The sequence below is a fragment of the Lachnospiraceae bacterium KGMB03038 genome, from assembly GCA_007361935.1.
GTDB lineage: Bacteria > Bacillota > Clostridia > Lachnospirales > Lachnospiraceae > Massilistercora.
Genome location: CP041667.1, coordinates 1,954,194 through 1,979,537, shown reverse-complemented (window position 1 = coordinate 1,979,537; position 25,344 = coordinate 1,954,194). Strand labels below are relative to the sequence as shown.

Below are 25,344 nucleotides of genomic sequence, written 5' to 3'. Positions count from 1 at the left end.
TATGAAATTTGAACCAGGAAAGGATATCAAAAGGATTCTCGTTATTGCTGCCGCATCTGCCATCATGGCGCTGAATATCAAGACATTCGTGCGCACGGGAGGACTTTTCCCGGGCGGGGCCACAGGTCTGACACTTTTGTTCCAGCGCGCGGGAGAGATATTCTTTCATATTGAGATTCCGTATACGGTTCTGAACGTGGCGATCAACGCCGTGCCTATATATATCGGCTATCGATATATCGGGAAGAAATTTACTCTGTTCTCAGGTCTGTCGATCGTGCTGACCAGTGTGCTGACGGATATCCTTCCGGCTTATGTGATCACATACGATACCCTGCTGATCTCGATTTTTGGCGGCATGATCAACGGCCTTGTCATCAGCATGTGCCTGGCGGTCAACGCGACCACAGGAGGAACAGACTTTATCGCGATTCACCTGTCCGAGAAGAAGGGAGTGGACTCCTTCAATATTGTGCTGGGGATCAATGCTGTGATCCTGGTGTCGGCGGGTATCCTGTTCGGATGGGACAAGGCGCTTTACTCTATCTTTTTCCAGTACGCCTCTACCCAGGTGCTGCATATCTTGTACAAGAAATACCAGCAGCAGACCCTTCTTGTCGTCACGAATCAGGCGAAAGACGTGTATGAAGCCATCTCCCGGACGAGCAATCACGGAGCTACGATCCTGGAGGGAGAAGGGTCCCATGAGCACAGGGAGAGGAAGGTGGTCTACTCCGTTGTCTCCAGCGCGGAGCAGAAGGAAGTTGTGCGGGCTATCCGGGAAGCGGATCCCCACGCATTTACAAATGTGCTGCGGACAGAGCAGGTCTCTGGACGGTTTTATTTCAAACCTAATGAGTAAAACAGATACGGATGCTTGTCAATTGGGGCCGGGGGATTTTTAAAAATCCCCCGGCCCCAATTGACAGTCGATCACACAGATCTCGCTCTTTGTCCCTACCCGCATATTTGGTCCGAAGACGCCCACGCCGGAGGTGACAATATTGTGCATACCGTCTTTTTCCAGATATCCGTAAGAATTTTCCCACAGAAGGCTGACGATCAGATTGGCGGGGAACAACTGTCCATCATGGGTGTGCCCGGATAGATCCAAGTCCACGCCTGCGGCCGCAAGATCAGCGAGTTCATCCGGCTCATGGTCTATGACCAGGATGGGCTTTGTCTTGTCCATATCTTCTGTCAATTCTGCGGGCGTCATCCGCTTATCTATGCCTCTTCCGGGACGCTCACGGTCGGCTCTCCCAATAAGGTAGAAAGAATCTTCGATCAGCAGGGACTCATCCTGCAGCAGTCGGATGCCGGAATTTTCAAGAAATGCGTCCATCCGAGGGTCGCTGACTTTCTTTTCATTAGAAGGGAAGGTAAATCCGGCCAGTATCTTTTCCTGAATATCGTGATTGCCATAGCAGGCGTAAGCGCCGTAACGGCTCTCTATCTTTCGGAGAATGGCGGCAATCCGGTCAGGATCTTTTACCGCATCAAAATCGTTATCAAAGAAATCTCCCGCAAAGACAACAAGGTCCGGATCCTGGGCGTTGATTTTTTCTACCATCTGTTCCATCTGGGCTTCGCCCATATTGTATCCCAAGTGAAGATCAGCCGCCAGGACGATCCGGAGGGAGTCCAGACGGCCGCAGGATTTGTCCACAGCTACCTGGTAGGAAGTAGTCTGGATATTGCGGGCGCATGCGTAACCCCAGACGGTCAGGGATAGAATGAGAAGGATACACACACTTCCAACGGCAGCGAAGACTTTCCGGGAAGAAAGGGTTTCCGCCGGGACTTTTACAAGATATTTCAAAACCAGGCGGATCAAGTCCGCGGCCGCTACCACCAGAAATATGTAGCAGATCGCTCCGAACCAAAGATTAGAGAGCGCTTTGAGCCAACGAAACGGCAGAAAAAAGGCCAGCAGGATGGACAGCGCAAGAAAACAGTAGACTGCCAGGACCAATCCCTTTGACAGCGGTTTCTGGAAATGCACGCTGCAGGCAGACATCCAGCGGATCAGCCAGCGGAAAATGTAAATATGAAATAAAACATAGAAAGGCGCTAAAAAAATAGCGATCATAACAGACCTCCTTATACCAGATCAGGATAAAAATCAATTACCCGGATTGTAACATATTCAGGAATAAATGAAAAGCCGCAACATATATTGGTGTATAAAGAGGTGGACAACAATGCAGGAAAAGAGAATCTTAAATGTACTGCCAAAAAGCGTGCGGATCCTGATCCAAAAGGAAGAACTGCAATATGCGTTTCTTCAGGAGATCAAGCTGCGGGTAGGGCAGCCGCTCATGCTGATCTATCGGGGCGGAGAACTGATTCCAGGACGGCGCCAGGGCAGACCTTACCAGGTGACAAAAGAGGACATCCGGGAACTGCTGGAATATGTCAGCAACTATTCTCTGTACGCATACGAACAGGAAATGCGCCAGGGATTTATTACCATCGAAGGAGGACATAGAATCGGAATGGCAGGACAGGCGATCATGGAAGGCGGAAGGGTGAAGAATCTAAAATATATCTCTTCTGTCAATATCCGTATGTCTCATGAGGTGCTGGGATGCGCGGATAAAATTTTTCCTTTTATTACAGGAAATAAAAGACTTTGCCATACGCTGATCGTATCCCCGCCCCGCTGCGGAAAGACTACCCTTCTTAGGGATATTGTCCGGCAGGTTTCAGGCGGGAACACCTATATCCGCGGCATGTCGGTGGGGGTAGTGGATGAGCGTTCGGAGATCGGGGGGTGTTACATGGGAGTGGCTCAGAATCATCTGGGGATGCGTACTGACGTGCTGGACGCCTGCCCTAAGGCAGAAGGGATGATCATGCTGATCCGTTCTATGGGCCCGGAGGTGATCGCGGCAGATGAGATCGGCACAGCGGAAGATGTACATGCTATTGAATACGCTATGCACTGCGGCTGTAAAATGCTGGTGACGGTACACGGACAGTCTATGGAAGAGTTAAAGAAAAAGCCGCTGTTTGGCGAGATGATCGCAAAGAAGCGGTTTGAGCGCTATATCGTGCTGGGACGGGAAGACTATGTGGGGCAGGTGGAAGGGGTCTATGATGAGAGAGGAAGCCTTCTCTATTCGGAAAGGAGCCTGTCATGATGAAGATCGCGGGAGCTGTCTTAGTGGTCGGGGCCGCCGCCCTGATGGGGATGGCGAAAGCAGGAGATATCCGCAGTCAATACACACAGCTTTTGCGCCTGCAGCGGCTGATCTGCTCCCTGCAGGGGGAGATGCGTTATGCCCGCTCCCATCTGGGAGAAATCTTTGAAATGATCGGGAGGCGTGAGGAAGAACCCTACAGGACTTGGCTTGCGGGGCTTGCAAAGGAAATGGGGAAACGCCAGAGAGGAACCTTTCCGCAGATATGGTCGGAGAGTATCGATGCATCCCTGGGCACATCCCAGCTTCCAGACAAAGAGATCCAGCGGCTGAAAAGCCTTGGCGCTCAGCTTGGCAGCGCAGATTTAGAACTTCAGATAAGGACCATAGATCTATACCTGGAACAGCTTGGGGGAACCATTGAGGAAGCGAGAGAAGAGATGAAGACGAAGGTGAGACTGTGCCACTGCCTGGGCGTGATGAGCGGCATGTTTGTGGCTGTCCTGCTGTTGTAAAAGGGGAGGCGTACATGAGTGTAAACTTAATATTTAAAATTGCGGCGGTGGGGATCTTGGTCTCGGTGTTAAGCCAGGTCTTAAAACACAGCGGAAGAGAGGAACAAGCGTTTCTGACAAGCCTTGCGGGACTGCTCCTGGTGCTGTTTTGGATCGTACCTTATATCTACGATCTGTTTGAAGCGATCCAGAATCTGTTCTCGCTGTAGAAAGGCATCGATCAAATAAGGGGGACAAAACATGGATATCGTGCAGGCAGGGATCATTGGAGTAGCAGGGGTCCTTCTGGCGGTCCAGTTTAAAGGAGGAAAAACCGAATACGGAATCTATATCAGCGCGGGACTGAGCCTGGTGATCTTCTTTGGAATCCTGGGGCATCTGCAGGTGATCACAGAAGCCGTGGACATGATCGGGGGTTATATCAGTCTGGACGGCGCCTACATAGGAACCCTCATCAAGATGCTGGGAATCACCTATATTGCCGAATTCGCTTCCAGCATCTGCAAAGATGCCGGATACCAGACCATCGCCCAACAGATTGAAATCTTTGGGAAATTAACGATCTTAGTGCTGAGTATGCCCATTTTGACGGCCCTCTTAGAAACCGTTGGGGAGTTCCTGTCATGAAGGGGAGAAGGAAAGGAAAAAAGTGGGTTTTGACAGCAGTCCTGCTGGCGGCGGCTCTGTGGGGCGCGGTTCTTCCGGCGCGGGCTTCCGACCCTGGCGCGGGCAGCATAAGCGAAGAGGGGCAGGAGGACGCCGCGAAAGAAGAGGTATTAGAACAGTTTGATTTCAGCGGGATTGACGATTCTCTGGAAGAATTATTTCCGGAGGAAAAGCTGGATTTTAAGGAAACCCTGATGGAGATCTTATCTGGAGATATGACGCTGTCCGCCCAGCTCTTAAACCGGCTGGTGATGGATCAGTTCTTTTACGCCCTGCGAAGCTGCGGGGAAAACTTAGGACATATCTTTTTGATCGCCGTGATCGCCGCGGTTTTCTCCAATTTCTCCAGCGTGTTCCAGAACCGTCAGATTTCAGAGGTCAGCTTTTATATTCTCTACATCCTTCTGATCGCCCTGTGCTTAAATTCCTTCCAGGCGGTGACAGACTGGGTCGGCGGAGGGATTGAAGATCTTACCGACTTCATGGGAGTCTTCTGCCCGATTTACTTTCTGGCGGTTGCCGCGGCAAAAGGAAGTGTGACGGCGGTAGCGTTTTATAACCTGGTGCTGTTCTTGATCTATCTGGCTCAGCTTTTGATCGTGGGATTCCTTCTTCCGGTGATCCATATTTACTTTATGATCCGGGTACTGGATTTCCTTTCCAAAGAAGAATACTTGAGCAAATTTGCGGGACTTATCAAGATGGGAATCTCCTGGACATTAAAAACCCTTCTGGCCTGTGTGGTGGGCTTAAATGTGATCCAGGGGCTGATCAGCCCGGCCATTGATTCTATCAAACAGAGCGCTATCACAAGGGGAGCGGAGGCGATTCCTGGAATCGGGGATGCCATCGGGGGAGTGACAGAAGTAGTGCTTGGGACGGCCGTCCTGATCAAAAACGGCATTGGGATGACGGGAGCGGTGATCTGCATAGCCCTTTGCGTCGGTCCTCTGGTACAGATCGGGTGTATCGTGATCATGTACAAATTGACGGCGGCTCTGATTCAGCCGGTTTCTGATAAAAGAATCGTTGGATGTGTAGAAAGCGTGGGAGATGGGTGCCGTCTGCTGATGCGCGTGGTGTTTACCACAGCTCTTTTGTTTCTTTTGACGATCGTTATTGTGGCGGCGCTGACAGACCTGTGAGAAAGGATGGGAGAAGATGTTTGATTATCTATATGAATGGATCCGGAATATTGCTTTTTATCTGGTGTTAGTCACGGCGCTGCTGCACATCGTGCCGGAATCCGGCTATCAGAAATATATCCGCTTTTTTACCGGGCTTGTCCTGATCCTGCTGGTCTTGTCTCCGGTGCTGAAACTGTTTGGAATGGAAGGGCAGCTGCGGGAACTGTATCAGAGCCAGGAGTATCTGAAAGAGTTAGAGCAGATGGAAGAGGTTTCTGGATTCCAGGAAGAAGCAGAAGCAGTAGGAACCCAGGAAGAAGAACCGATGGAAGTGGAGGAGATCCGGATTGGAAGATAAGAAGAAGCAGATCAGCGGATGGATAGAAAAGCTGCGGTTGGGGAAATGGAAGAAAGACCAGATCCTGATTCTGTTCCTGGCGGGGATCCTCCTGCTGGTGATCGCTGTACCGACAGAGAATCAGTCAAAGGAAAGCCGGCAGGAGGAAGAAACAGGGGCAGGCGGGAAAACGGGCGGGAGTATTTCGCAAGAGGATTACGCCCGGTATATGGAGGAGCATTTGTCTGAGGTCCTTTCCCAGATGGAGGGCGCCGGGGAAGTGGCTGTTATGGTCACGCTGGAGTCTTCCGCGGAAAGGGTGGTGGAGAAGGATGTAGAAGCGGGAGAAGAGACGGTAACAGAGTCTGACAGCCAGGGAGGGACCCGGACTACCAGCAATTCCACAAGCACGGAGACATCGGTTTATGAAGAGGACGATTCCCAGGGACAGCAGCCCTACGTGAGCAAAGAGATCACGCCCCAGGTGGAAGGAGTGGTGGTGCTGGCTCAAGGCGGAGACGACCCGGTGGTAGTACAGAATATTACAGAAGCGGTCCAAGCATTATTTGGGATAGACACGCATAAGATTAGGATAATGAAGAAGAATTAAAATCTATTGCCAGGAGGGAAAGAGACAGTGAAGCGAATCTTTAAAAAAAATCAGATCATCATTGCGGTTTTGGCAGTCATGATCGCGGCGGCGGGATATCTGAATTATTCAGGGCGGCTGTTTGCCGATGAGGACAGCGCCGCGGAGGCTAATGCCGATCTGGCAAGCCAGGAACTTTTGGATATCTCACAGGAAGATACGGCCGCTTCCTCAGAAGATATCAAGAGCCAGGATTCAGAAGCTGAGGACGGAAGCGTGGAAGGGACGCCGGGAGAAGCGGTACTAACAAGCGGAGAGGCCAGCGGCGTGGTAGCGGAAGCCAAGGTGACAAGAGAACAGGTCCGGGCCCAGAACAAAGAATCTCTGCTGGAGATCATTGACAATGAAAACTTAAGTGATGAGCAGAAGCAGGAAGCGGTCAACCAGATGGTGGCTATGACAGAAATGGCGGAAAAGGAGGCGGCGGCAGAGACGCTTCTTGCCTCGAAAGGATTCAGTGAAGCAGTAGTCAGTCTGACGGAAGACTCTGCGGATGTAGTGGTCAACGCGGCGGAATTAAGCGACGCCAACCGGGCGCAGATCGAAGATATTGTGACAAGAAAGACGGGAGTGGCGGCGGAAAATATTGTGATCACGCCTGTATACGCGGAGGGGGAAAAAGCGGAGGAGTAGGAGACAGAACCAGTTCAGCCATGTACATCTGAACTGGTTCTGTTTGGTTTTGCTTGAGCTGTATTCTCTCTTATGTTATACTGTTTAAAGTGCGTTTAGAGAGGATATAATACATTTAGGAGTGTACAGTCATGGGCGAGATAAAGAATGAATTGAAAAAGCAGATCGAGAAACGGCGGACATTTGCCATAATTTCCCACCCAGATGCGGGAAAAACCACGCTGACAGAGAAGTTCCTGCTGTATGGCGGAGCGATCAACCAGGCGGGAAGCGTGAAGGGAAAGGCTACCGCGAAACACGCGGTGTCGGACTGGATGGAGATCGAAAAGGAAAGAGGAATATCGGTAACTTCTTCTGTACTGCAGTTCAATTATGAGGGATATTGCATCAATATCCTGGATACTCCGGGACATCAGGATTTTTCGGAGGACACTTACCGGACGCTGATGGCGGCGGATTCCGCGGTGATGGTCATTGACGCTTCCAAGGGCGTGGAAGCCCAGACCCGCAAGCTGTTCAAAGTATGTACCATGCGCCATATCCCTATTTTTACGTTTATCAACAAGATGGACCGGGAAGCTATGGATACCTTCGAGCTTCTGGATGATATTGAAACAGAACTTGGAATCGCCACCTGTCCCATTAACTGGCCCATCGGTTCAGGCAAAGAATTCCGGGGCGTCTATGACCGGGAGACGAAGAAAGTAGAAATCTTTTCAGATACCCAGAAAGGAACGACCCAGGGTGAGGTCAAGAAGGTAGATATCGCAGACCCGGAGATTTCCTGGCTGATCACCGATTCCCAGAGAGTCCAGTTAGAAGAAGAGATCGAGCTGCAGGATGGAGCGGGAGCGGCTTTTGACCAGGAATTAGTAAGCAAAGGAGAGCTGTCGCCGGTATTTTTCGGGTCGGCGCTGACCAACTTTGGGGTGGAGACATTTCTGGAGCATTTCCTGAAGATGACTACGCCTCCCCTTCCCAGAATGTCAGATCAGGGGCTTATCGATCCGATGTCAGAACCGGATTTTTCCGCCTTTGTCTTCAAGATACAAGCAAATATGAACAAGGCCCACCGGGACCGGATCGCTTTTATGCGGATCTGCTCTGGGGAGTTTGAGGCGGGCATGGATGTCTGGCATATGCAGGGCGGAAAGAAAGTGCGCCTCTCCCAGCCCCAGCAGCTGATGGCCAGTGAACGCAGGATGGTAGAACAGGCATGCGCGGGAGATATCATCGGTGTGTTTGATCCGGGCATCTTTTCTATCGGAGATACGCTGACTGCCTCCGGCGACCGCTTCGCCTATGAAGGGATCCCTACCTTTGCGCCGGAACACTTTGCCAGGGTCCGGCAGGTGGACACCATGAAACGAAAACAGTTTATCAAAGGCATCAACCAGATCGCTCAGGAAGGAGCCATCCAGATCTTTCAGGAATATAATACAGGGATGGAAGAGATCATTGTCGGAGTAGTGGGAGTTCTCCAGTTCGATGTGCTGAAATACCGGCTGGAAAATGAGTATAAAGTAGAGATTCGTTTGGACAGCCTGCCCTATGAATACATCCGGTGGATCGGAAATGAGGAGATTGATATGGACAAGCTCTCCGGAACTTCCGATATGAAGAAAGTCAAAGATCTGAAAGGGCGTCCCCTCCTTTTATTCGTCAACGAGTGGAGTATCCGGATGACTCAGGAGAGGAATGAAGGGTTGATCCTGGAAGAATTCGGCAGATAGGACCGGGCGCTCTTGTAAACACAGGTTAAATTTGGTATAATCATAAGAAGTGTAAAACCAGACAGGAGGTTGTTGCAATGGGAAAAGAAGAGAGAAACGCGTATACCATAAAGAACGACGAGAATCTTGGAGAGGTTAAGATCGCGGACGAGGTCGTGGCTATCATTGCGGGACTTGCGGCAATGGAAGTAGAAGGGGTGGCTTCTATGGCGGGGAACGCCACCAGAGAGCTGATCGGCAAGCTGGGGATGAAATCTTTATCGAAAGGCGTTAAGGTAGACGTACTGGAAGGAATCGTGACAGTGTCCCTTGCCTTGAACCTGAAATACGGATACCAGATCAAAGAGATCACTTCTCAGGTACAGGAGAAGGTAAAGGCGGCCATCGAGAACATGACGGGCCTTGAGGTGGCGGATGTGAATATCCGCGTTGCCGGAGTTGACGTGCCGGAGGAAGCATAAGTGAAGAGGACAGAGCAAAGAGAACATATCTTTAAAATGATATTCGGACTGGAATTCAATGAAGAGACAGAGATGTCCGAACAGATGAAGCTTTATTTTGAGCAGCTTGAAGATGCCAAAGAAAAGGATTTGGAATACATTCAGACAAAGGCTGGAAAGATCGCCGAGAAGACAGAAGAGATCGATGCTTTGATCAATTCCCATACAAAAGGATGGAAGACCAGCCGCATGAACAAGGTGGATCTTACGATCTTAAGACTGGCGGTCTATGAGATGAAATGGGATGAAGATGTGCCGGTAGGAGTGGCCATCGATGAAGCTGTAGAATTGGCGAAAAAGTATAGTGGTCCTGACGGGCCTTCGTTTATCAACGGAGTGCTGGCGCGTCTGGCAGATTAAGTCCGGGGTGAGCTATGGCACAGAATGTTTATACGGTGAAGCAGGTCAACGCTTATATTAAAAATATGTTTACTCAGGATTACATGCTTGGCCGCATCTACGTGAAAGGTGAGGTGTCCAATTGCAAATACCACACCTCAGGCCACATATATTTCTCACTGAAAGATGAGTCTGGAACGATTGCCTGCGTTATGTTCGCGGGGCAGCGCGGCGGACTCTCTTTTCGTATGGGAGAAGGACAGCAGGTGATCGTATTTGGCCAGGTGAATGTCTACGAAAGGAGCGGCTCCTACCAACTCTACGCCAAGGAGATCCGGCTGGATGGAGAAGGAGCCCTCTACGAGAGATTCCAGGCATTGAAGAGGGAATTGGAAGAGATGGGGATGTTCGCGCGGGAATATAAGAAGGAGATCCCCGCCTACGCTTCCAGGGTAGGTGTGGTGACGGCTCCCACAGGGGCGGCTGTCCGGGATATCATCAATATTTCCAGGCGAAGGAATCCCTATGTGCAGTTGATCTTATATCCGGCCAAAGTGCAGGGAGAGGGAGCCAAGGAAAGTATTGTCCGAGGGATAGAACTGCTGGATCGATCTGACGTAGATGTGATCATTGTAGGAAGAGGCGGAGGTTCTATAGAGGATCTGTGGGCGTTTAACGAAGAAGTAGTAGCCCGTGCTATCTTCAACTGCCGGACGCCGATCATCTCGGCGGTGGGACATGAGACAGACACTACGATCGCGGACTTTGCGGCGGACTTAAGGGCGCCTACGCCTTCCGCGGCGGCGGAGCTTGCGGTATATGATCTTTACCAGACCCAGGAACGGATCAGGGAGCTGGAAGGGAGGATGGGCCGCGTCCTGCGTCAGAAGCTGGAGTTGTGGCGCGCCCGGCTGAAATCCGTATCTATCCGTCTGGAATATCTGCATCCAAGGACACGGATCGCTGATAACCGGCAGCGTCTGGCGGATCTGGAAGAACGGATGCGGGCCAGGGCAGAACAGACACTTCTTAAAACCCGCCACCGGATGGAATTGTATCTGGAGAAAATGCGGGCCTTATCTCCCCTGGAGAAACTGAATCAAGGATATGCTTATGTGCAGGCAGAAGACGGGAAAGCCCTAAAAAGTATCAAACAGGCCGGGATAGGAGCAGTTCTGGAGGTCTATGTGACCGATGGAAGGGTCCGGGCGGAGGTCCTGGATAAGAAGGAGGAACAGCATGGCTGAAAAGCAAGAGGAACAGAAACAGGAAGAAACTTTAGATCAGACCTTTGATAAACTGGAGAAGCTGATCCAGAAGATGGAAGCGGAAGATATTTCTCTGGAAGAGAGTTTTGCCCTTTATCACAGAGGAATGGACATGCTGAAATCCTGTAATGACAAGATCGACAAGATCGAGAAAAAAATGCTGGTATTGGATGAAGAGGGAGAAGTTCATGAATTCGAACAATGATTTTCATAGACAACAGGAAGAGAAAGTACGGGAGATCGAAGAAATTTTAAGGCAGTACCTGCCGGGGAAGCAGGGATACCAGAGCGTGATCATGGAAGCGATGGAGTACAGCCTGATGGCAGGGGGAAAACGGCTGCGTCCCATGCTCATGCGGGAGACCCACCGGCTGTTTGGAGGAGGATCAAAGGCTCTGGCGCCTTTTATGGCGGCCATTGAAATGATACATACCTATTCCCTGGTCCACGACGACCTGCCGGCTATGGACAATGACGACTACCGGAGAGGCCGCAAGACCACTCATGTGGTATACGGGGAAGACATGGGCATCCTGGCAGGGGACGCGCTTTTGAATTATGCCTTCGAGACATCCTTCCGGGCTTTTGCCCTGGCGCCGGAAGAGCATGTACAGATCGGAGAGGCTCTCCAGACGCTGGGAAAGAAAGCCGGTATCTATGGGATGATCGGCGGACAAGTCATTGATGTGGGCAAAACAGGCCAGGCAATAGAGAAAGAAGTCCTGGATACGATCTATGAACTGAAAACGGCGGCTCTGATCGAGGCGGCAATGATGGTGGGCGCAATTCTGGCCGGCGCTTCCAAAGAAGAAGTCCAGACGGTGGAAAAGATTGCCTCCAGTGTGGGCATCGCGTTCCAGATCCAGGATGATATCCTGGATGTGACCAGTACGCCGGAAGTGCTGGGAAAACCGGTGCACAGCGATGAGAAGAATGAGAAGACTACCTATGTGACCCTGATGGGCGCGCAGGAAGCCGCCCGGCTTGTGGAAGCAAAATCCCAGGAAGCGGTCCGGCTCCTTAAGACACTTCCTGGGGAGAATGAATATCTGGAACAGCTTCTGATCCGGCTGATCCACAGAGACAGGTAGAAGGAGTGGCTGATATGCTGGAACGGATACAAAAGGAAAATGATATCAAGAAGTTAAATGGGGAGGAATTGGAAATTCTGGCTGGAGAGATCCGGCAGTTTCTGATCGAGAAGGTGAGCAGGACAGGAGGACATCTGGCTTCCAACCTGGGCGTGGTGGAGCTGACCATGGCTCTGCATTTGATGTTTCAGCTTCCAGAGGATAAGATCATCTGGGATGTGGGGCATCAGTCTTATACCCATAAGCTTTTGACCGGTCGGAGAGAAGGGTTTGATGATCTGCGCAGATACGGAGGGATGAGCGGGTTTCCGAAGCGCAAAGAAAGTCCCTGCGACGCGTTTGATACGGGGCACAGTTCCACCTCGATCTCCGCGGGGCTGGGGTATGTGTCTGCCAGAGATTTAAGAGGTGAGGATTACCAGGTGGTTTCCGTGATCGGAGACGGCTCTTTGACAGGCGGGATGGCTTACGAAGCATTGAATAACGCTTCTCATTTGGAGACAAACTTCATCATTGTACTCAATGATAATTATATGTCCATTTCTGAAAATGTAGGAGGCATGTCCAAATATCTGGCCAAGCTTAGAACGGCGGATTTTTACACAGGACTTAAGAAGGGAGTTACGGATACGCTCCATAAGATACCGGTAGTGGGGGATCCTATGATCGAGAAGATCCGCAGGACCAAAAGCAGTATCAAGCAGCTGGTAGTGCCGGGAATGTTTTTTGAAGACATGGGGATCACGTATCTGGGACCGGTGCCGGGCCATAATCTTCCAATGCTGTGCCGGGCTTTTCGGGAAGCGAAGAAGATCAAAGGCCCTGTCTTGCTGCATGTGCTGACGCAGAAAGGCAAAGGATACGCTCCGGCGGAGAAGGCGCCGGATAAGTTCCATGGAGTAGGACCTTTTGACGTGGAGACAGGAGAAGTCTGTTCCGGTGACAAGAAGGACACTTATACAGATGTATTTGGGAAAGTGTTGTGCGATGAGGCCAGAAAGAATCCGAATCTGGTGGCGATCACCGCGGCTATGGCTGACGGAACCGGGCTGTCCCGGTTCCGGAGAATGTTTCCGGACCGGTTTTTCGATGTGGGCATCGCGGAAGAACACGGGGTGACCTTTGCGGCCGGCTTGGCCGCTGGAGGGGTAAAGCCGGTGTTTGCGGTCTATTCTTCGTTTCTCCAGAGAGGCTATGACCAGTTGATCCATGACGTGGGACTGCAGAATCTTCCGGTTGTCTTGGCGGTAGACCGGGCAGGACTGGTGGGAAGCGATGGAGAGACGCATCAGGGAATTTTTGATCTGTCTTATCTGGGAAGCATCCCCAATATGACCATCCTTTCCCCCAAGAATAAATGGGAGCTGGCGGACATGCTGCGGTTTGCCCTGGATTTCAGCGGCCCTGTGGCGCTGCGGTATCCAAGAGGGGCCGCTTATGACGGATATCAGGAATTCCGGGCTCCGATCGAACTGGGGAAAAGCGAAATGATCTATGAAGAGAAAGAGATCGCTCTTCTGAGTGTGGGACATATGTTTCAGGAGGCGGCCGCCGTTCGGGAACATTTGAAACAGGAAGGATATTCCTGCAGTCTTATTAATGCCCGGTTTGTGAAACCTTTGGATGAAGAGATGATTGATCGTCTGGCCAAAGAACACCGCCTGATCGCGGTGATCGAGGAGAATGTGCCTTCCGGCGCTTTTGGAGAGCGGGTACAGCGGTACGCGGCGGAGAAAGGACTGAAGGTACGGATTCTTCCTATATCCCTGCCGGATGATTATGTGGAGCATGGAAATGTGGACATTCTGCGCAAAGCATCGGGCTTGGACCAGGAATCCATGACCAGGCGGATCCTGGAAACCTATAAGGAGCTGTAGAAGATGAAAGAACGTTTGGATGTGCTTTTGGTAAAACGGAATCTGGCCTCTTCCAGAGAGAAAGCGAAAGCGGTGATCATGTCTGGAAATGTCTATGTAGACGGACAGAAAGAGGATAAACCGGGAACCGCGTTCGACGACCAGTGCCGGATTGAAGTGCGGGGCCATACCCTCCCTTACGTAAGCCGGGGAGGGCTGAAACTGGAGAAAGCGCTGAGGGAATTCGACCTGTCTGTGGAAGGAAAGGTCTGCACAGACGTAGGTTCCTCCACAGGAGGATTTACAGACTGTATGCTGCAGAACGGAGCGAAAAAAGTCTATGCCATCGATGTGGGAAGAGGACAGCTGGACTGGAAACTGCGCCAGGATGAGCGGGTAGTATGTATGGAGAAGACCAATATCCGCTATGTGACTCCGGAAGACATTGGAGAACCGGTAGAGTTTTCCTCCATTGATGTGTCCTTTATTTCCCTGACCAAAGTCTTAAAGCCGATCCGGGACTATCTGACAGAAGACGGGGAGATCGCGGCTCTCATTAAGCCTCAGTTTGAGGCGGGAAGAGAGAAGGTAGGGAAGAAAGGCGTCGTCCGGGAAGCTTCGACCCACCGGGAAGTGATTGAAAAGGTGACAGGATATGCCCGCCAGATTGGATTTGATGTGCTGGAACTGGATTATTCTCCAATTCGGGGGCCGGAGGGAAATATCGAATATCTGGTCCATTTAAAAAAATGCCGGAGGGAAGAGGGAGAGACTGTTTCCGGCGTGGATATTGATGAGACGGTGGAGCAGGCGTTTGCCGCGCTGGCAAAAGGATAAGGGAGAGAAAGATGGAGCACTTTTTTATTGTGACAAATGACGGAAAAGACGCGGACGGACAGGTGACCGCCAGGGTAAAGAAGCTGCTTGAGAAGGCGGGGAAAACTTGCGTGCTGTGCCGGAAAGACGAGAATAAGCAGATTATCAGAGAGAGCGTTCCAGAGAAAATCGACTGCGCGGTGGTGATCGGCGGGGACGGAAGCCTGATCGAAGTAGCGAGGCTTCTCCAAGGCCGGAATATCCCGGTATTAGGAATCAATATGGGAACACTGGGATATCTGACAGAAGTGGAAGTCAACCATATTGATGAAGCCATCGAGCAGATCCTCAGAGGCGAATATGGCCTGGAAGACCGGATGATGCTGGAAGGGATCTTATCAGATGGACGAAAAGACGTGTCTTTGAATGATATTGTAGTTTCCAGGAAAACAGAGATCCGGATCATTCATTTCCGAATCTATGTGAATGGGGAACTCTTGAACACCTATGAGGCGGACGGCGTCATCATCTCCACGCCTACCGGTTCTACCGCTTATAACCTGTCAGCGGGAGGCCCTATCGTAGAGCCGACGGCTTCTATGATCGTGATCACGCCCATCTGCCCCCACGCGCTGAACACCAGCAGCATTGTCTTGTCCGCGGAGGATGAAATTGTAGTAGAGATCGCCGAGGGACGCCATGAAGCGGTGGAAGAAGCCATGGTAGCCTTCGATGGGGCGGATACCATGCCGCTTGTGACAGGAGATACAGTGACCATTCGGAAAGCCGGCGCTTCTACCAGGCTGATGCGGCTTAGCAGGATCAGTTTTCTGGAAATGCTGCGCAGAAAGATGAAAGGAAATTAGAACATGAAAGTAAACCGACACGCGAAGATCATCGAACTGATCAACAAATATCAGATTGAGACGCAGGAAGAACTGGCCTCTTATCTGAACCAGGAGGGGTTCAAGGTGACCCAGGCAACGGTATCCAGAGACATCCGGGATCTGAAGCTGACCAAAGTCCCTGCCGGAGAAGGAAAGCAGCGGTATGCCCCTCATCAGAGCGGAGACAGCGAGATGGGCGAGAAGTATATCCGGGTGCTGCGGGACGGATTTGTATCTATGGATATGGCCCAGAATATCCTTGTGATCAAAACCGTATCTGGGATGGCGATGGCTGTGTGCGCCGCTATCGATGCCATGGAATGGAAAGAAGTGGTGGGAAGCATTGCCGGGGACGATACGATCATGTGCGCGATCCGAAGTGTGGAAGATACGATAAAGGTGATGGATAAAATCAGCAAGATCATCTGACGGGTGACGGGAGGCAGTATGTTACGCAGTTTGCATGTGAAAAATCTCGCGCTGATCGACGAGATCGAAGTAGAATTTGAAGAAGGCCTAAATATCCTGACAGGAGAGACGGGAGCCGGGAAGTCTATTATTTTGGGTTCTGTGAACCTGGCTTTGGGAGGAAGATATACGAAAGATATCATCCGGAACGGGGCGGACTACGGCTTTGTGGAGCTGACGTTCCAGGTTGAGAATCCCCGGCAGGAAGAAAAGTTAAAAGAACTGGATATCTTTCCGGAAGAAGGGATGGTGGTCTTAAGCCGCCGGCTGATGGAAGGCCGCAGTGTGAGCCGGATCAACGGAGAGACGGTGACCATGGCGCTCTTAAAAGAAGTATCCCAGGTTTTGATCGATATCCACGGACAGCATGAGCATCAATCCCTTCTTTACAAAAAGAATCATCTGGAGATCCTGGACGCTTTCGCAAGAGAGGAAGCGGGAGCGTGGAAGCAGAAAGTCCGGGAAGCTTACCAGGCTTACAAAGCCTGTTGGAAGGAATTGGAAGAAGCGGGAATGGATGAGTCCCAACGGGCGAAGGAGCTTTCTTTCCTGGAATTTGAGATAAAGGAAATTGAAGAAGCGGCGCTTGTGAAGGGAGAGGACGAAGAATTAGAGACGCTCTACCGGCGTATGGCAAACGGCAGGAAGATCGCCCAGGGAGCCGCGGAAGCTTATCGCTATACAAGTGAAGATGGAGACAGCGCCAGCGAGAATCTAAGCCGGGCGATCCGCGCGCTTGCGGAAGCGGCTGACTGCGACGAGCGTGCCAGACAGCTTCAGGACCAGTTGATGGAAGTGGACAGCCTTCTCAATGATTTTAACAGGGAACTGTCGGATTACAGCAAAGAGTGTGAGTTTTCAGAGGAAGAATTTTATGAGACGGAAAATCGGCTCAATGAGATCAACCGTCTGAAGGTGAAATACGGAAATACCATCGATGAGATCCTGGATTATCAGGGACGTCAGGCAGAGAAGATGGCCAGGCTGGAGGATTATGAAACATATATCCAGGGCCTGAAAGAGAAAATGGAACAGGAAAAAGAGAGGCTTTCTAAAGCCTGTCAGGGATTAAGCAAAATCCGGAAAAGCCAGGCGTCCATCCTGGAGGAGTCAGTCCAGAAAGGACTGGAAGAATTAAATTTCGCGGATGTGCGCTTTCAGATCCATTTTGAGGCATTGGAAACCTATACGGGAAATGGAACAGACGATGTGGAATTTATGATCTCCCTGAATCCGGGTCAGCCGCTGCGTCCGCTGAAGGATGTAGCCTCCGGCGGAGAATTGTCCAGGATCATGCTGGCGATCCGTACGGTGATGGCAAAACGGGATGATATTGAAACGCTGATCTTTGACGAGATCGATGTGGGGATCAGCGGAAGGACCGCGCAGAAAGTATCTGAGAAAATGGCGCTGATCGGCAGGACCCACCAAGTGATCTGCATTACCCATCTGGCTCAGATCGCCGCCATGGCAGATTCCCATTATGTGATTGAAAAAACGGTGGAAAAGATGGACACTAAGACCCAGATCCGGAAGCTGGACGAAGAAGCCTCTATTCAGGAACTGGCCAGGATCTTAGGAGGCGCCAAGATCACGGACCGGGTTTTGGAAAATGCCAGAGAGATGAAAGAACTTGCAGGAACTGCAAAATAGAAGGATGGAAAAAGAGAAAACTCCATATACTAAGACAGGCATCGGAAATGATGCCTGTCTTTTTAAGTTGAAAAGAAAGGAACAAAACTATGAAAAAATACTGGTATCGAAGGATTTTGATCATGATCGTAATATTTACCGCGGCTACGGGAGGAAGCTGGTATCTTATTCACAGCTACCGGCAGCAGTTCCCCAAAGAAGTCAGCGCCGATACATCGGATGAGACCATGGTGATACCGGGAGGCATGCCAGTAGGAATTTATCTGGAGACAGAAGGAGTAATGGTTCTTGGAACAGATGAAATAGAAGGGATGGACGGAAACGAATACGAGCCGGCCCAGAATCTGGTGCAGGCAGGCGACTATATCGTAGAAATGGATGGGACAAGGATCCATAATAAATCGGAATTGATCCAAGCGGTGGAAACCCTGACAGAAGAGGATGTGGTGCTGACAGTGGTAAGAAACGGACGGACCATAGACGTCAGGACCCAGGCGGTGCAGTGCCCTGGGGGAGAGTATAAGCTGGGAATCTGGGTAAGGGACAATACCCAGGGACTTGGAACGATCACATTTTTGAATGTGGACAGCAAATTTGGAGCGCTGGGACACGGCATCCATGATACAGATACCAGTGATCTTCTGGATATTTCGGAAGGGACCCTCTATGCGACCAGTATCAAAGATATCCAAAAAGGGGCCAACGGAACTCCCGGAGGTATGGAGGGAATCATTGTCTACAATAATTATAATATCCTGGGAACGGTAGAGAAAAATACAGAAGAAGGAATATACGGCACCATCCAGCGTATAGACACCTTATTCTCTGATCAGGAGCCTATGGAGACGGCGGCCAAAGAAGAGATCCAGGAAGGCCCTGCCAAAATCCGCTGCGCGGTAGAAGGAGAAGTAAAAGAGTACGACATTCGGATCACAAAAATCGACACAGAGGCACAAGAGGCCAATAAAGGACTGGAACTGGAAGTAACAGACCAGGCCCTCCTTGATGTGACAGGGGGGATCGTGCAGGGGATGTCCGGTTCGCCTATAATCCAGAACGGGAAATTGGTGGGTGCGGTCACCCATGTTTTTGTCAATGACCCAGCGAAGGGATACGGTGTTTTCATTGAAAACATGTTGAAAAATGTAGAATAGCGTGAAAATAGTCGCATGATGTCTGCTTTTTACGACAGCAATTTCTTGAATTGAAATATGGCGAAATATATAATTGGTCATGACGGTTTTATTGTACGAGAAAGGAGGTATTTCGCAAAATGAGTGAAATAAACGTAGCAATAGCCGACGATAATGAAAGAATCCTGGACCTGCTTGGCGAAATCATCGACAGCGACAAGGAGCTGAATCTGGTAGGAAGAGCGAATAATGGCGAGGATGTGTACGAGCTGATCAAAGAAAAACAGCCGGACGTTGTCCTTCTGGATCTGATCATGCCGAAAATGGACGGTTTAAGTGTTATGGATCTGGTCAATACGGATGGAGAGATCAAAAAGCATCCGGCGTTTATCGTCATTACAGCCGTGGGACAGGAGAGAATCACAGAAGATGCCTTCAAAAAGGGGGCGAATTACTATATTCTAAAGCCTTTCAACAATGATGTGGTGCTTGGAAGGATTAAAAATACAAACCGGATGATCCAGAATCGGACCGGGGGATTCCAAGGAGAAGAGAAGACCTTGTCCGTCCAGCCAGAGGTGAATCTGGAAGCCAGGGTGACCGATATGATCCATGAGATCGGGATACCGGCACATATTAAGGGATATCATTACTTAAGAGATGCGATTCTTATGGCGGTGGAGGATATGGACGTATTAAACGCCATCACCAAAGTCCTCTACCCCACGGTGGCCAAACTCCATCAGACTACGGCCAGCCGGGTGGAACGGGCGATCCGGCATGCCATAGAGGTTGCCTGGAGCAGAGGAAAGCTGGATACATTGGACGAGCTGTTTGGCTATACGGTCAGCAATGGAAAGGGAAAGCCGACGAATTCCGAGTTCATTGCCTTGATCGCGGACACGATCCGTCTGGAATATAAAAACAGATAAGGCTTTTCTTCCGGGAAAAAATGCGATATAATAACGTATATCGTGAGGTTGGGAGGAAAAGCCATGAAAAAAATACTTTTTGCGGCATCCGAATCGGTCCCTTTCATCAAAACAGGAGGACTGGCAGATGTTGTAGGTTCTTTACCAAAATATTTCAATAAAGAAAAATATGATGTACGGGTGATGCTTCCAAAGTATATGTGTATGAAAGACGAGTGGAAACAGCGCCTTGCGTACCGTACCCATTTCTATATGGATCTGTGCTGGAGAAAACAATACGTTGGGATCCTGGAGTTGGAGTACGAGGGAATTACGTTCTATTTTATAGATAATGAGTACTATTTCAATGGATACGCGCCGTATGGGGATATGTACGCGGATATCGAAAAATTTGCGTTCTTCTCCAAGGCGGTCTTAAGCGCGCTGCCGCTCATCGACTTCCGGCCGGATATCATCCACTGTCATGACTGGCAGACCGGTCTCATTCCTGTGTATCTGGACAACTTCCGTTACGGAAACGAATATTTCCGTGGGATCAAAACGATCATGACCATACATAACCTGAAGTTCCAGGGAACTTGGGATACCAAACGGGTAATGGATATTACGGGCCTGCCGAAATACTATTTTGCGCCGGATAAGCTGGAAGCGTACAAAGATGCCAATTACCTCAAAGGAGGAATTGTATATGCCGACCGGGTGACCACCGTCAGCAGTACCTACGCGGAAGAGATCAAGATGCCGTTCTATGGCGAGAAGCTGGACGGACTGATGAACGCCAGGTCCAATTGCCTGTCAGGAATCGTGAACGGTATCGACTATGAAGACTATAACCCCCAGACCGATACTCACATCGCGAAAAATTACAGCGTAGACAATTTCAGAAAAGAGAAAGTCAAAAACAAGACTGCGCTGCAGCAGGAACTTGGTCTTCCGGCAGATCATAAGACCATGATGATCGGGATCGTCTCCAGATTGACGGATCAAAAAGGATTCGACCTGATCGCCTATGTGATGGATGAATTGTGCCAGGACGCGATCCAGATCGTTGTACTTGGCACAGGACAGGATCAGTATGAGAATATGTTCCGGCATTTTGCCTGGAAATACCCGGATAAAGTATCCGCCAATATTTTCTATTCAGAGGAACTGTCCCACAAAATCTATGCCGGATGCGACGCCTTCCTCATGCCGTCTCTTTTTGAGCCCTGCGGCTTGAGTCAGTTGATGAGCCTTAGGTACGGCACGGTTCCGATCGTGAGGGAGACGGGAGGCCTGAAGGATACAGTGGAACCGTATAATGAGTATGAAAAGACAGGGACAGGTTTCAGTTTCTGCAACTACAATGCTCATGAGATGATGGGAACAGTCCGGTATGCGGAGCAGATTTATTATGACAAGAAGAGAGACTGGAACAAGATCGTAGAGCGGGGAATGCAAAAAGACTTCTCCTGGAATAATTCTGCCAGACAGTACGAGGAACTCTACGATAATATGTAAAGATACAAAACGCGCAAGAATCGCTGTATCAAGGAAAGCAGAGGAAAGAGCAAAGTCCGGGGCTTTGCTCTTTCTTAAGTAAGGTAAAAGGAGGACAAATGATGAAGATCCGAGATATTTTAAAGGAAACGACACCGCACATATCATTTGAGGTATTCCCGCCCAAAACGGAAGCGGCTTTTGAAAGCGTACTGAATGCTACGGACAAGATCGCCGCGCTGAATCCTTCCTACATCAGCGTTACCTACGGGGCTGGCGGCGGAACCAGTGCCAATACTGTTAATATCGCGGCTCATATCAAGGATGATCTGGATACGGTGAGCCTGGCTCATCTGACCTGCGTTTCATCTACAAGAGAGCATGTACATAAGGTGATCGATGAATTGAAAGAAAGAGGAATTGAAAATATCCTGGCCCTTAGGGGAGATATTCCAAAGGAATCAGAGTTCCCGCTGCCGAATCAATATCGGTATGCCAGCGAACTGATCGAAGAGATCAAAAAGGAAGGGGATTTCTGCATTGGGGCGGCGTGCTATCCGGAGGGACATGTGGAGGCGCCAAACCGGAAGGAAGATATCAGCCATTTAAAAGAGAAAGTAGACAAAGGAGTGGACTTTTTGACCACTCAGATGTTTTTCGATAATAATATTTTTTATAATTTCTTATACCGTGTCCGGGAGGCTGGGATCACAGTGCCAATCCTTCCGGGGATCATGCCGGTGACGAGAGGAAGCCAGATGAAGACGATCTGCGAGATGTCTGGGACCGTACTTCCTCAGCGCTTCCGGGATGTGCTGGATCGTTTTGGAGAGGATCCGGCGGCGATGAAACAGGCGGGAATCGCGTACGCTACAGATCAGATCATCGATCTGTTCGCCAACGGGATCAATCATGTGCACGTATATTCCATGAATAAACCGGAAGTGGCCGCGGCGATCATGCGCAATCTGTCTGAGATCGTAAAGCACTAGAGGGGCAAAAGACAATCCATGGACAGACGGAAAGACAAAGATAGGGATATCCGGATCCGGGAAGCGGTCCGGTATCTTGGATATGGAAGAAAAGAAGCGGACGGACAGACGCTGGATCTGATCCGGGAGGCGCTGGAAGTGCTGGATGGCATCGGAGAAAAAAGGATCGTGTGGCAGAGAAAATCAGTGTCCTTCCCAGGCGAAGACTGGATCGAGACAGAGGGAATGAAAGTCCGCAGCCATGGCCTTGCCAGAAATTTAAAGGGCTGTGGGGAGATGATCCTTCTGGCGGCCACGCTGGGGGCGCAGGTGGATCTTCTGCTTAGGAAATACAGCCGGACAGATATGACGCGGGCGGTGATCCTGCAGGCCTGCGCGGCCGCGGATCTGGAAGAATACCTGGATAGCTGGCAGGAGAAGATGAAGGAAGAACTGGAATTGGAAGGATTGTATCCAAGGCCAAGGTTCAGTCCGGGATACGGCGACTTTTCCATCCAGCATCAAAAGGAACTGCTGCGTCTTCTGGAAGCGCCGAAACGCATCGGCCTGACGATGACAGAAGGCTGTATGCTGACGCCAACCAAGTCGGTAACGGCAGTCATGGGACTGTCGGCAGAGAAGATTCCCTGCCGCAGACAGGGATGTGAGGCCTGCCAGAAGACAGACTGTCCGTACCGAAGACAAGAGTGAGATGACAAAAGAGGAGAAAGGAGCTGACAGATGCTAAGAGAACGACTGGGAAAGGAACTGCTGTTTTTCGACGGCGGGACCGGAACCCTTCTCCAAGAGCGGGGACTTGCCCCCGGTGAACTGCCGGAGAGCTGGAATATCAGCCGCAGAGAAGAGATGATCGATATCCACCGCCAGTATTTCGCGGCGGGGAGTGATATCGTGCTGACAAATACATTTGGAGCAAACGCGTTAAAATATCACGATGACGGCTGCAATCTGGAAACAGTGATCCAGGCCGCGGTGGAAAATGTGAAAACGGCGGCCAGCCTGGAAGTGGGAAATGAAAGAGAAGTTTATACTGCTCTGGATATGGGGCCCACAGGCAGACTGCTGAAACCCATGGGAGATCTGAGTTTTGAGGACGCTTACGCGGCTTTCCGGGAAGCGGCCGCGGCCGGGGAACGGGCCGGAGCGGATCTGATCCATATAGAGACCATGAGCGACACTTATGAGGTGAAAGCGGCGGTACTGGCCGCAAAGGAGAACACCAGCCTTCCGGTTTTCGCCACCATGATCTTTGACGAGAAAGGAAAACTCCTGACCGGCGGAGATGTTCCGTCTGTGGTAGCCCTTCTGGAAGGACTGCGGGTGGATGCGCTTGGCATCAACTGCGGAATGGGACCGGCCCAGATGATCCCGATCCTGGAAGAAATCTTACAGTATACATCCCTTCCAGTGATCGTAAAGCCCAATGCGGGACTTCCAAAACAAAAAGACGGAGAAGTCTTCTATGACGTAGAGCCAGAAGAATTTGCCGCTTATATGGAAGAGATCGTAAGGAAGGGAGCGGCCTTGGTCGGAGGCTGCTGCGGCACCACGCCGGGCCATATCCAAAAGATGATCGAGAGGGTCCGGGAATCGAAGGCGTTTGAGGAGAGAAACCTTCCCGTTCCTAAGGAAGCGGCCATTGTTTCTTCTTATGGAAAGGCGGTCATCTTGGGAGAGAAACCGGTGATCATTGGAGAACGGATCAACCCCACCGGGAAAAAGCGGTTCAAGCAGGCCCTCAAAGACCGCGACCTGGACTATATCCTGACAGAAGGAGTAAACCAGCAGGATAGGGGAGCCCATATCCTGGATGTGAATGTGGGGCTTCCAGATATCGACGAGACGGAGATGATGAAAGAGGTGGTGACCGAGCTGCAGAGCGTGACCAGCCTGCCCCTGCAGATCGATACGGTGGATCTGGGAGCCATGGAAGCGGCTATGCGCATCTACAATGGGAAACCGATGATCAACTCTGTCAACGGCAAACGGGAGATCATGGACGGAGTATTCCCGCTGATCCAGAAATACGGCGGCGTGGTAGTGGGGCTGACGCTGGATGAAAACGGCATCCCCGCGACTGCCCAGGGCCGGGTGGAGATTGCCGGGAAGATCATCCGGGAGGCGGCCCGCTACGGGATCCCCAAGAAAGATATTGTGATCGACGTGCTGGCTATGACCATCAGTTCTGACCCGGCCGGGGCCAGGACCACTCTGGAGGCCCTGGAGGGAGTGCGTCAAGCCTACGGCGTTTGTACGGTGCTGGGAGTATCCAATATTTCCTTCGGCCTGCCTGCCCGCCCTGTGATCAACGCCAATTTCTTTACCATGGCGCTGCAGAAAGGACTGAGCGCGGGGATCATCAACCCTCTGTCTCAGGACATGATGCGGTCCTATCACGCTTACTGCGCATTAATGGAATATGATAAAAACTGCGAGGAATACATCCGAGTCTACGGGAACCAGAGCCCTGCGGTTCCAGTAAAGACGGAAGAAAGGCTTTCCCTGAAAGAGGCCATTGAGAAGGGACTGAAAGAGGAAGCCCACCGGGGCGCCTTGCGGCTTCTGAAAGAAAAGGCGCCTTTAGATATCATCAATGAAGAGATGATCCCGGCTTTGGATGAGGTGGGAAAAGGATTTGAAAAAGGAACGCTGTTCCTGCCCCAGCTTCTGATGAGCGCGGATGCGGCCAAGATCGCCTTTGCCGTGTTAAAGGAGCAGATGCCGGAGAATACAGACGGGGACCAGAAAAAGGAAAAGGTGATCCTTGCAACCGTCAAAGGCGATATCCATGATATTGGGAAGAATATCGTCAAGGTACTGCTGGAAAATTACGGATTTCATGTGATTGATCTGGGAAAAGACGTTCCGCCGGAACAGGTGGCAGAAACAGCGGTAAAAGAGGACGTCCGTCTGGTGGGGTTAAGCGCGCTTATGACGACGACGGTAGTCAGTATGGAAGAGACGATCCAACTGCTGCGAAGAGAGAAACCTGACTGTAAGGTAATGGTGGGGGGAGCGGTCCTGAACCAGGAATATGCCGATATGATCGGCGCCGATTTTTATGGCAGAGATGCGATGCAGTCCGTATACTATACACAGAATTTATTCAAAGGAGAGAATTAGA

General features: G+C 50.7%; 27 protein-coding genes. 26 read left to right on the top strand and 1 reads right to left on the bottom strand.

Features of this window, described 5'->3' with window-relative positions; translation table 11 throughout:
• Window position 1 precedes the first annotated feature (1 nt).
• Window positions 2-862 carry a YitT family protein gene (locus FND36_09505; GenBank protein QDW74248.1) on the top strand — a complete coding sequence of 287 codons (861 nt, stop codon included), beginning with the start codon at window positions 2-4 and terminating at the stop codon, window positions 860-862.
• A gap of 39 nt (window positions 863-901) precedes the next feature.
• Here the strand turns inward: FND36_09505 and FND36_09500 are convergent, their stop codons facing one another.
• On the bottom strand, window positions 902-2,092 hold the full coding sequence (locus FND36_09500; protein QDW74247.1) for a metallophosphoesterase: 1,191 nt from the start codon (window positions 2,090-2,092) through the stop codon (window positions 902-904).
• Between the two features lie 112 nt (window positions 2,093-2,204).
• Between FND36_09500 and spoIIIAA the strand changes: the two genes are divergently transcribed.
• From spoIIIAA to FND36_09375, 25 genes are all read left to right on the top strand, one after another.
• Window positions 2,205-3,146, top strand: a complete 942-nt coding sequence (gene spoIIIAA / locus FND36_09495) for a stage III sporulation protein AA (GenBank protein QDW74246.1) — start codon at window positions 2,205-2,207, stop codon at window positions 3,144-3,146.
• Window positions 3,143-3,661 (top strand): hypothetical protein, encoded by a 519-nt coding sequence (locus FND36_09490; protein ID QDW74245.1) that lies wholly within the window; start codon window positions 3,143-3,145, stop codon window positions 3,659-3,661. Before spoIIIAA ends, FND36_09490 begins: the two co-directional genes overlap by 4 nt.
• A 14-nt stretch (window positions 3,662-3,675) precedes the next feature.
• Complete coding sequence (gene spoIIIAC, locus FND36_09485) at window positions 3,676-3,870, top strand: stage III sporulation protein AC (GenBank protein ID QDW74244.1); 195 nt, start codon at window positions 3,676-3,678, stop codon at window positions 3,868-3,870.
• Window positions 3,871-3,901: 31 nt separating this feature from the next.
• On the top strand, window positions 3,902-4,288 hold the full coding sequence (locus tag FND36_09480) for a stage III sporulation protein AD (GenBank protein QDW74243.1): 387 nt from the start codon (window positions 3,902-3,904) through the stop codon (window positions 4,286-4,288).
• Complete coding sequence (locus FND36_09475) at window positions 4,285-5,472, top strand: stage III sporulation protein AF (protein QDW74242.1); 1,188 nt, start codon at window positions 4,285-4,287, stop codon at window positions 5,470-5,472. The genes FND36_09480 and FND36_09475 overlap by 4 nt, the downstream gene beginning before the upstream one ends.
• Window positions 5,473-5,488: 16 nt before the next feature.
• Complete coding sequence (locus FND36_09470; protein QDW74241.1) at window positions 5,489-5,812, top strand: stage III sporulation protein AF; 324 nt, start codon at window positions 5,489-5,491, stop codon at window positions 5,810-5,812.
• On the top strand, window positions 5,802-6,401 hold the full coding sequence (locus tag FND36_09465) for a stage III sporulation protein AG (GenBank protein QDW74240.1): 600 nt from the start codon (window positions 5,802-5,804) through the stop codon (window positions 6,399-6,401). Before FND36_09470 ends, FND36_09465 begins: the two co-directional genes overlap by 11 nt.
• Window positions 6,402-6,428: 27 nt before the next feature.
• Window positions 6,429-7,073 (top strand): SpoIIIAH-like family protein, encoded by a 645-nt coding sequence (locus FND36_09460; GenBank protein ID QDW74239.1) that lies wholly within the window; start codon window positions 6,429-6,431, stop codon window positions 7,071-7,073.
• A 131-nt stretch (window positions 7,074-7,204) separates the two neighbouring features.
• Complete coding sequence (locus FND36_09455) at window positions 7,205-8,806, top strand: peptide chain release factor 3 (GenBank protein ID QDW74238.1); 1,602 nt, start codon at window positions 7,205-7,207, stop codon at window positions 8,804-8,806.
• Window positions 8,807-8,883: 77 nt separating this feature from the next.
• Window positions 8,884-9,267: an Asp23/Gls24 family envelope stress response protein gene (locus FND36_09450; GenBank protein QDW74237.1), complete on the top strand. Its 384-nt coding sequence runs from the start codon at window positions 8,884-8,886 to the stop codon at window positions 9,265-9,267.
• Window positions 9,268-9,666 (top strand): transcription antitermination factor NusB, encoded by a 399-nt coding sequence (nusB, locus tag FND36_09445; GenBank protein QDW74236.1) that lies wholly within the window; start codon window positions 9,268-9,270, stop codon window positions 9,664-9,666.
• 14 nt (window positions 9,667-9,680) lie between these two features.
• Window positions 9,681-10,892 (top strand): exodeoxyribonuclease VII large subunit, encoded by a 1,212-nt coding sequence (gene xseA / locus FND36_09440; GenBank protein QDW74235.1) that lies wholly within the window; start codon window positions 9,681-9,683, stop codon window positions 10,890-10,892.
• Entirely contained in the window at window positions 10,885-11,118 is a 234-nt protein-coding gene (xseB, locus tag FND36_09435; protein ID QDW74234.1) for an exodeoxyribonuclease VII small subunit, read from the top strand. The genes xseA and xseB overlap by 8 nt, the downstream gene beginning before the upstream one ends.
• Window positions 11,102-12,004: a polyprenyl synthetase family protein gene (locus FND36_09430; GenBank protein ID QDW74233.1), complete on the top strand. Its 903-nt coding sequence runs from the start codon at window positions 11,102-11,104 to the stop codon at window positions 12,002-12,004. Before xseB ends, FND36_09430 begins: the two co-directional genes overlap by 17 nt.
• A gap of 14 nt (window positions 12,005-12,018) precedes the next feature.
• Window positions 12,019-13,881, top strand: a complete 1,863-nt coding sequence (gene dxs, locus FND36_09425; protein ID QDW74232.1) for a 1-deoxy-D-xylulose-5-phosphate synthase — start codon at window positions 12,019-12,021, stop codon at window positions 13,879-13,881.
• 3 nt (window positions 13,882-13,884) lie between these two features.
• Window positions 13,885-14,697 carry a TlyA family RNA methyltransferase gene (locus FND36_09420; GenBank protein QDW74231.1) on the top strand — a complete coding sequence of 271 codons (813 nt, stop codon included), beginning with the start codon at window positions 13,885-13,887 and terminating at the stop codon, window positions 14,695-14,697.
• A gap of 11 nt (window positions 14,698-14,708) precedes the next feature.
• The gene (locus tag FND36_09415) at window positions 14,709-15,542 is read left to right on the top strand and encodes an NAD(+)/NADH kinase (protein ID QDW74230.1); all 834 of its coding nucleotides are present in this window, start codon (window positions 14,709-14,711) and stop codon (window positions 15,540-15,542) included.
• Between the two features lie 3 nt (window positions 15,543-15,545).
• Window positions 15,546-15,992 (top strand): arginine repressor, encoded by a 447-nt coding sequence (gene argR, locus FND36_09410; protein QDW74229.1) that lies wholly within the window; start codon window positions 15,546-15,548, stop codon window positions 15,990-15,992.
• Between the two features lie 18 nt (window positions 15,993-16,010).
• On the top strand, window positions 16,011-17,684 hold the full coding sequence (gene recN, locus FND36_09405) for a DNA repair protein RecN (protein ID QDW74228.1): 1,674 nt from the start codon (window positions 16,011-16,013) through the stop codon (window positions 17,682-17,684).
• Between the two features lie 89 nt (window positions 17,685-17,773).
• Complete coding sequence (spoIVB, locus tag FND36_09400; GenBank protein QDW74227.1) at window positions 17,774-18,838, top strand: SpoIVB peptidase; 1,065 nt, start codon at window positions 17,774-17,776, stop codon at window positions 18,836-18,838.
• Between the two features lie 119 nt (window positions 18,839-18,957).
• The gene (gene spo0A / locus FND36_09395; GenBank protein ID QDW74226.1) at window positions 18,958-19,749 is read left to right on the top strand and encodes a sporulation transcription factor Spo0A; all 792 of its coding nucleotides are present in this window, start codon (window positions 18,958-18,960) and stop codon (window positions 19,747-19,749) included.
• A 63-nt stretch (window positions 19,750-19,812) separates the two neighbouring features.
• A complete protein-coding gene (gene glgA / locus FND36_09390) occupies window positions 19,813-21,249 on the top strand; it encodes a glycogen synthase GlgA (GenBank protein QDW74225.1) in 1,437 nt (478 codons plus the stop codon).
• Window positions 21,250-21,350: 101 nt separating this feature from the next.
• Window positions 21,351-22,220, top strand: a complete 870-nt coding sequence (gene metF / locus FND36_09385; protein QDW75596.1) for a methylenetetrahydrofolate reductase [NAD(P)H] — start codon at window positions 21,351-21,353, stop codon at window positions 22,218-22,220.
• An 18-nt stretch (window positions 22,221-22,238) separates the two neighbouring features.
• Window positions 22,239-22,910, top strand: a complete 672-nt coding sequence (locus FND36_09380; protein QDW74224.1) for a Vitamin B12 dependent methionine synthase activation subunit — start codon at window positions 22,239-22,241, stop codon at window positions 22,908-22,910.
• A gap of 30 nt (window positions 22,911-22,940) precedes the next feature.
• A complete protein-coding gene (locus FND36_09375) occupies window positions 22,941-25,343 on the top strand; it encodes a homocysteine methyltransferase (GenBank protein ID QDW74223.1) in 2,403 nt (800 codons plus the stop codon).
• The last annotated feature ends 1 nt before the right edge of the window (window position 25,344 follow it).

Excerpts from the sequence above, each read along its gene's own strand:
- FND36_09505 (QDW74248.1), top strand. The coding sequence starts at position 2 with ATGAAATTTGAACCAGGAAAGGATATCAAAAGGATTCTCGTTATTGCT.
- FND36_09500 (QDW74247.1), bottom strand. The coding sequence starts at position 2,092 with ATGATCGCTATTTTTTTAGCGCCTTTCTATGTTTTATTTCATATTTAC.
- spoIIIAA (QDW74246.1), top strand. The coding sequence starts at position 2,205 with ATGCAGGAAAAGAGAATCTTAAATGTACTGCCAAAAAGCGTGCGGATC.
- FND36_09490 (QDW74245.1), top strand. The coding sequence starts at position 3,143 with ATGATGAAGATCGCGGGAGCTGTCTTAGTGGTCGGGGCCGCCGCCCTG.
- spoIIIAC (QDW74244.1), top strand. The coding sequence starts at position 3,676 with ATGAGTGTAAACTTAATATTTAAAATTGCGGCGGTGGGGATCTTGGTC.
- FND36_09480 (QDW74243.1), top strand. The coding sequence starts at position 3,902 with ATGGATATCGTGCAGGCAGGGATCATTGGAGTAGCAGGGGTCCTTCTG.
- FND36_09475 (QDW74242.1), top strand. The coding sequence starts at position 4,285 with ATGAAGGGGAGAAGGAAAGGAAAAAAGTGGGTTTTGACAGCAGTCCTG.
- FND36_09470 (QDW74241.1), top strand. The coding sequence starts at position 5,489 with ATGTTTGATTATCTATATGAATGGATCCGGAATATTGCTTTTTATCTG.
- FND36_09455 (QDW74238.1), top strand. The coding sequence starts at position 7,205 with ATGGGCGAGATAAAGAATGAATTGAAAAAGCAGATCGAGAAACGGCGG.
- FND36_09450 (QDW74237.1), top strand. The coding sequence starts at position 8,884 with ATGGGAAAAGAAGAGAGAAACGCGTATACCATAAAGAACGACGAGAAT.
- xseA (QDW74235.1), top strand. The coding sequence starts at position 9,681 with ATGGCACAGAATGTTTATACGGTGAAGCAGGTCAACGCTTATATTAAA.
- xseB (QDW74234.1), top strand. The coding sequence starts at position 10,885 with ATGGCTGAAAAGCAAGAGGAACAGAAACAGGAAGAAACTTTAGATCAG.
- FND36_09430 (QDW74233.1), top strand. The coding sequence starts at position 11,102 with ATGAATTCGAACAATGATTTTCATAGACAACAGGAAGAGAAAGTACGG.
- dxs (QDW74232.1), top strand. The coding sequence starts at position 12,019 with ATGCTGGAACGGATACAAAAGGAAAATGATATCAAGAAGTTAAATGGG.
- FND36_09420 (QDW74231.1), top strand. The coding sequence starts at position 13,885 with ATGAAAGAACGTTTGGATGTGCTTTTGGTAAAACGGAATCTGGCCTCT.
- FND36_09415 (QDW74230.1), top strand. The coding sequence starts at position 14,709 with ATGGAGCACTTTTTTATTGTGACAAATGACGGAAAAGACGCGGACGGA.
- argR (QDW74229.1), top strand. The coding sequence starts at position 15,546 with ATGAAAGTAAACCGACACGCGAAGATCATCGAACTGATCAACAAATAT.
- recN (QDW74228.1), top strand. The coding sequence starts at position 16,011 with ATGTTACGCAGTTTGCATGTGAAAAATCTCGCGCTGATCGACGAGATC.
- spoIVB (QDW74227.1), top strand. The coding sequence starts at position 17,774 with ATGAAAAAATACTGGTATCGAAGGATTTTGATCATGATCGTAATATTT.
- spo0A (QDW74226.1), top strand. The coding sequence starts at position 18,958 with ATGAGTGAAATAAACGTAGCAATAGCCGACGATAATGAAAGAATCCTG.
- glgA (QDW74225.1), top strand. The coding sequence starts at position 19,813 with ATGAAAAAAATACTTTTTGCGGCATCCGAATCGGTCCCTTTCATCAAA.
- metF (QDW75596.1), top strand. The coding sequence starts at position 21,351 with ATGAAGATCCGAGATATTTTAAAGGAAACGACACCGCACATATCATTT.
- FND36_09380 (QDW74224.1), top strand. The coding sequence starts at position 22,239 with ATGGACAGACGGAAAGACAAAGATAGGGATATCCGGATCCGGGAAGCG.
- FND36_09375 (QDW74223.1), top strand. The coding sequence starts at position 22,941 with ATGCTAAGAGAACGACTGGGAAAGGAACTGCTGTTTTTCGACGGCGGG.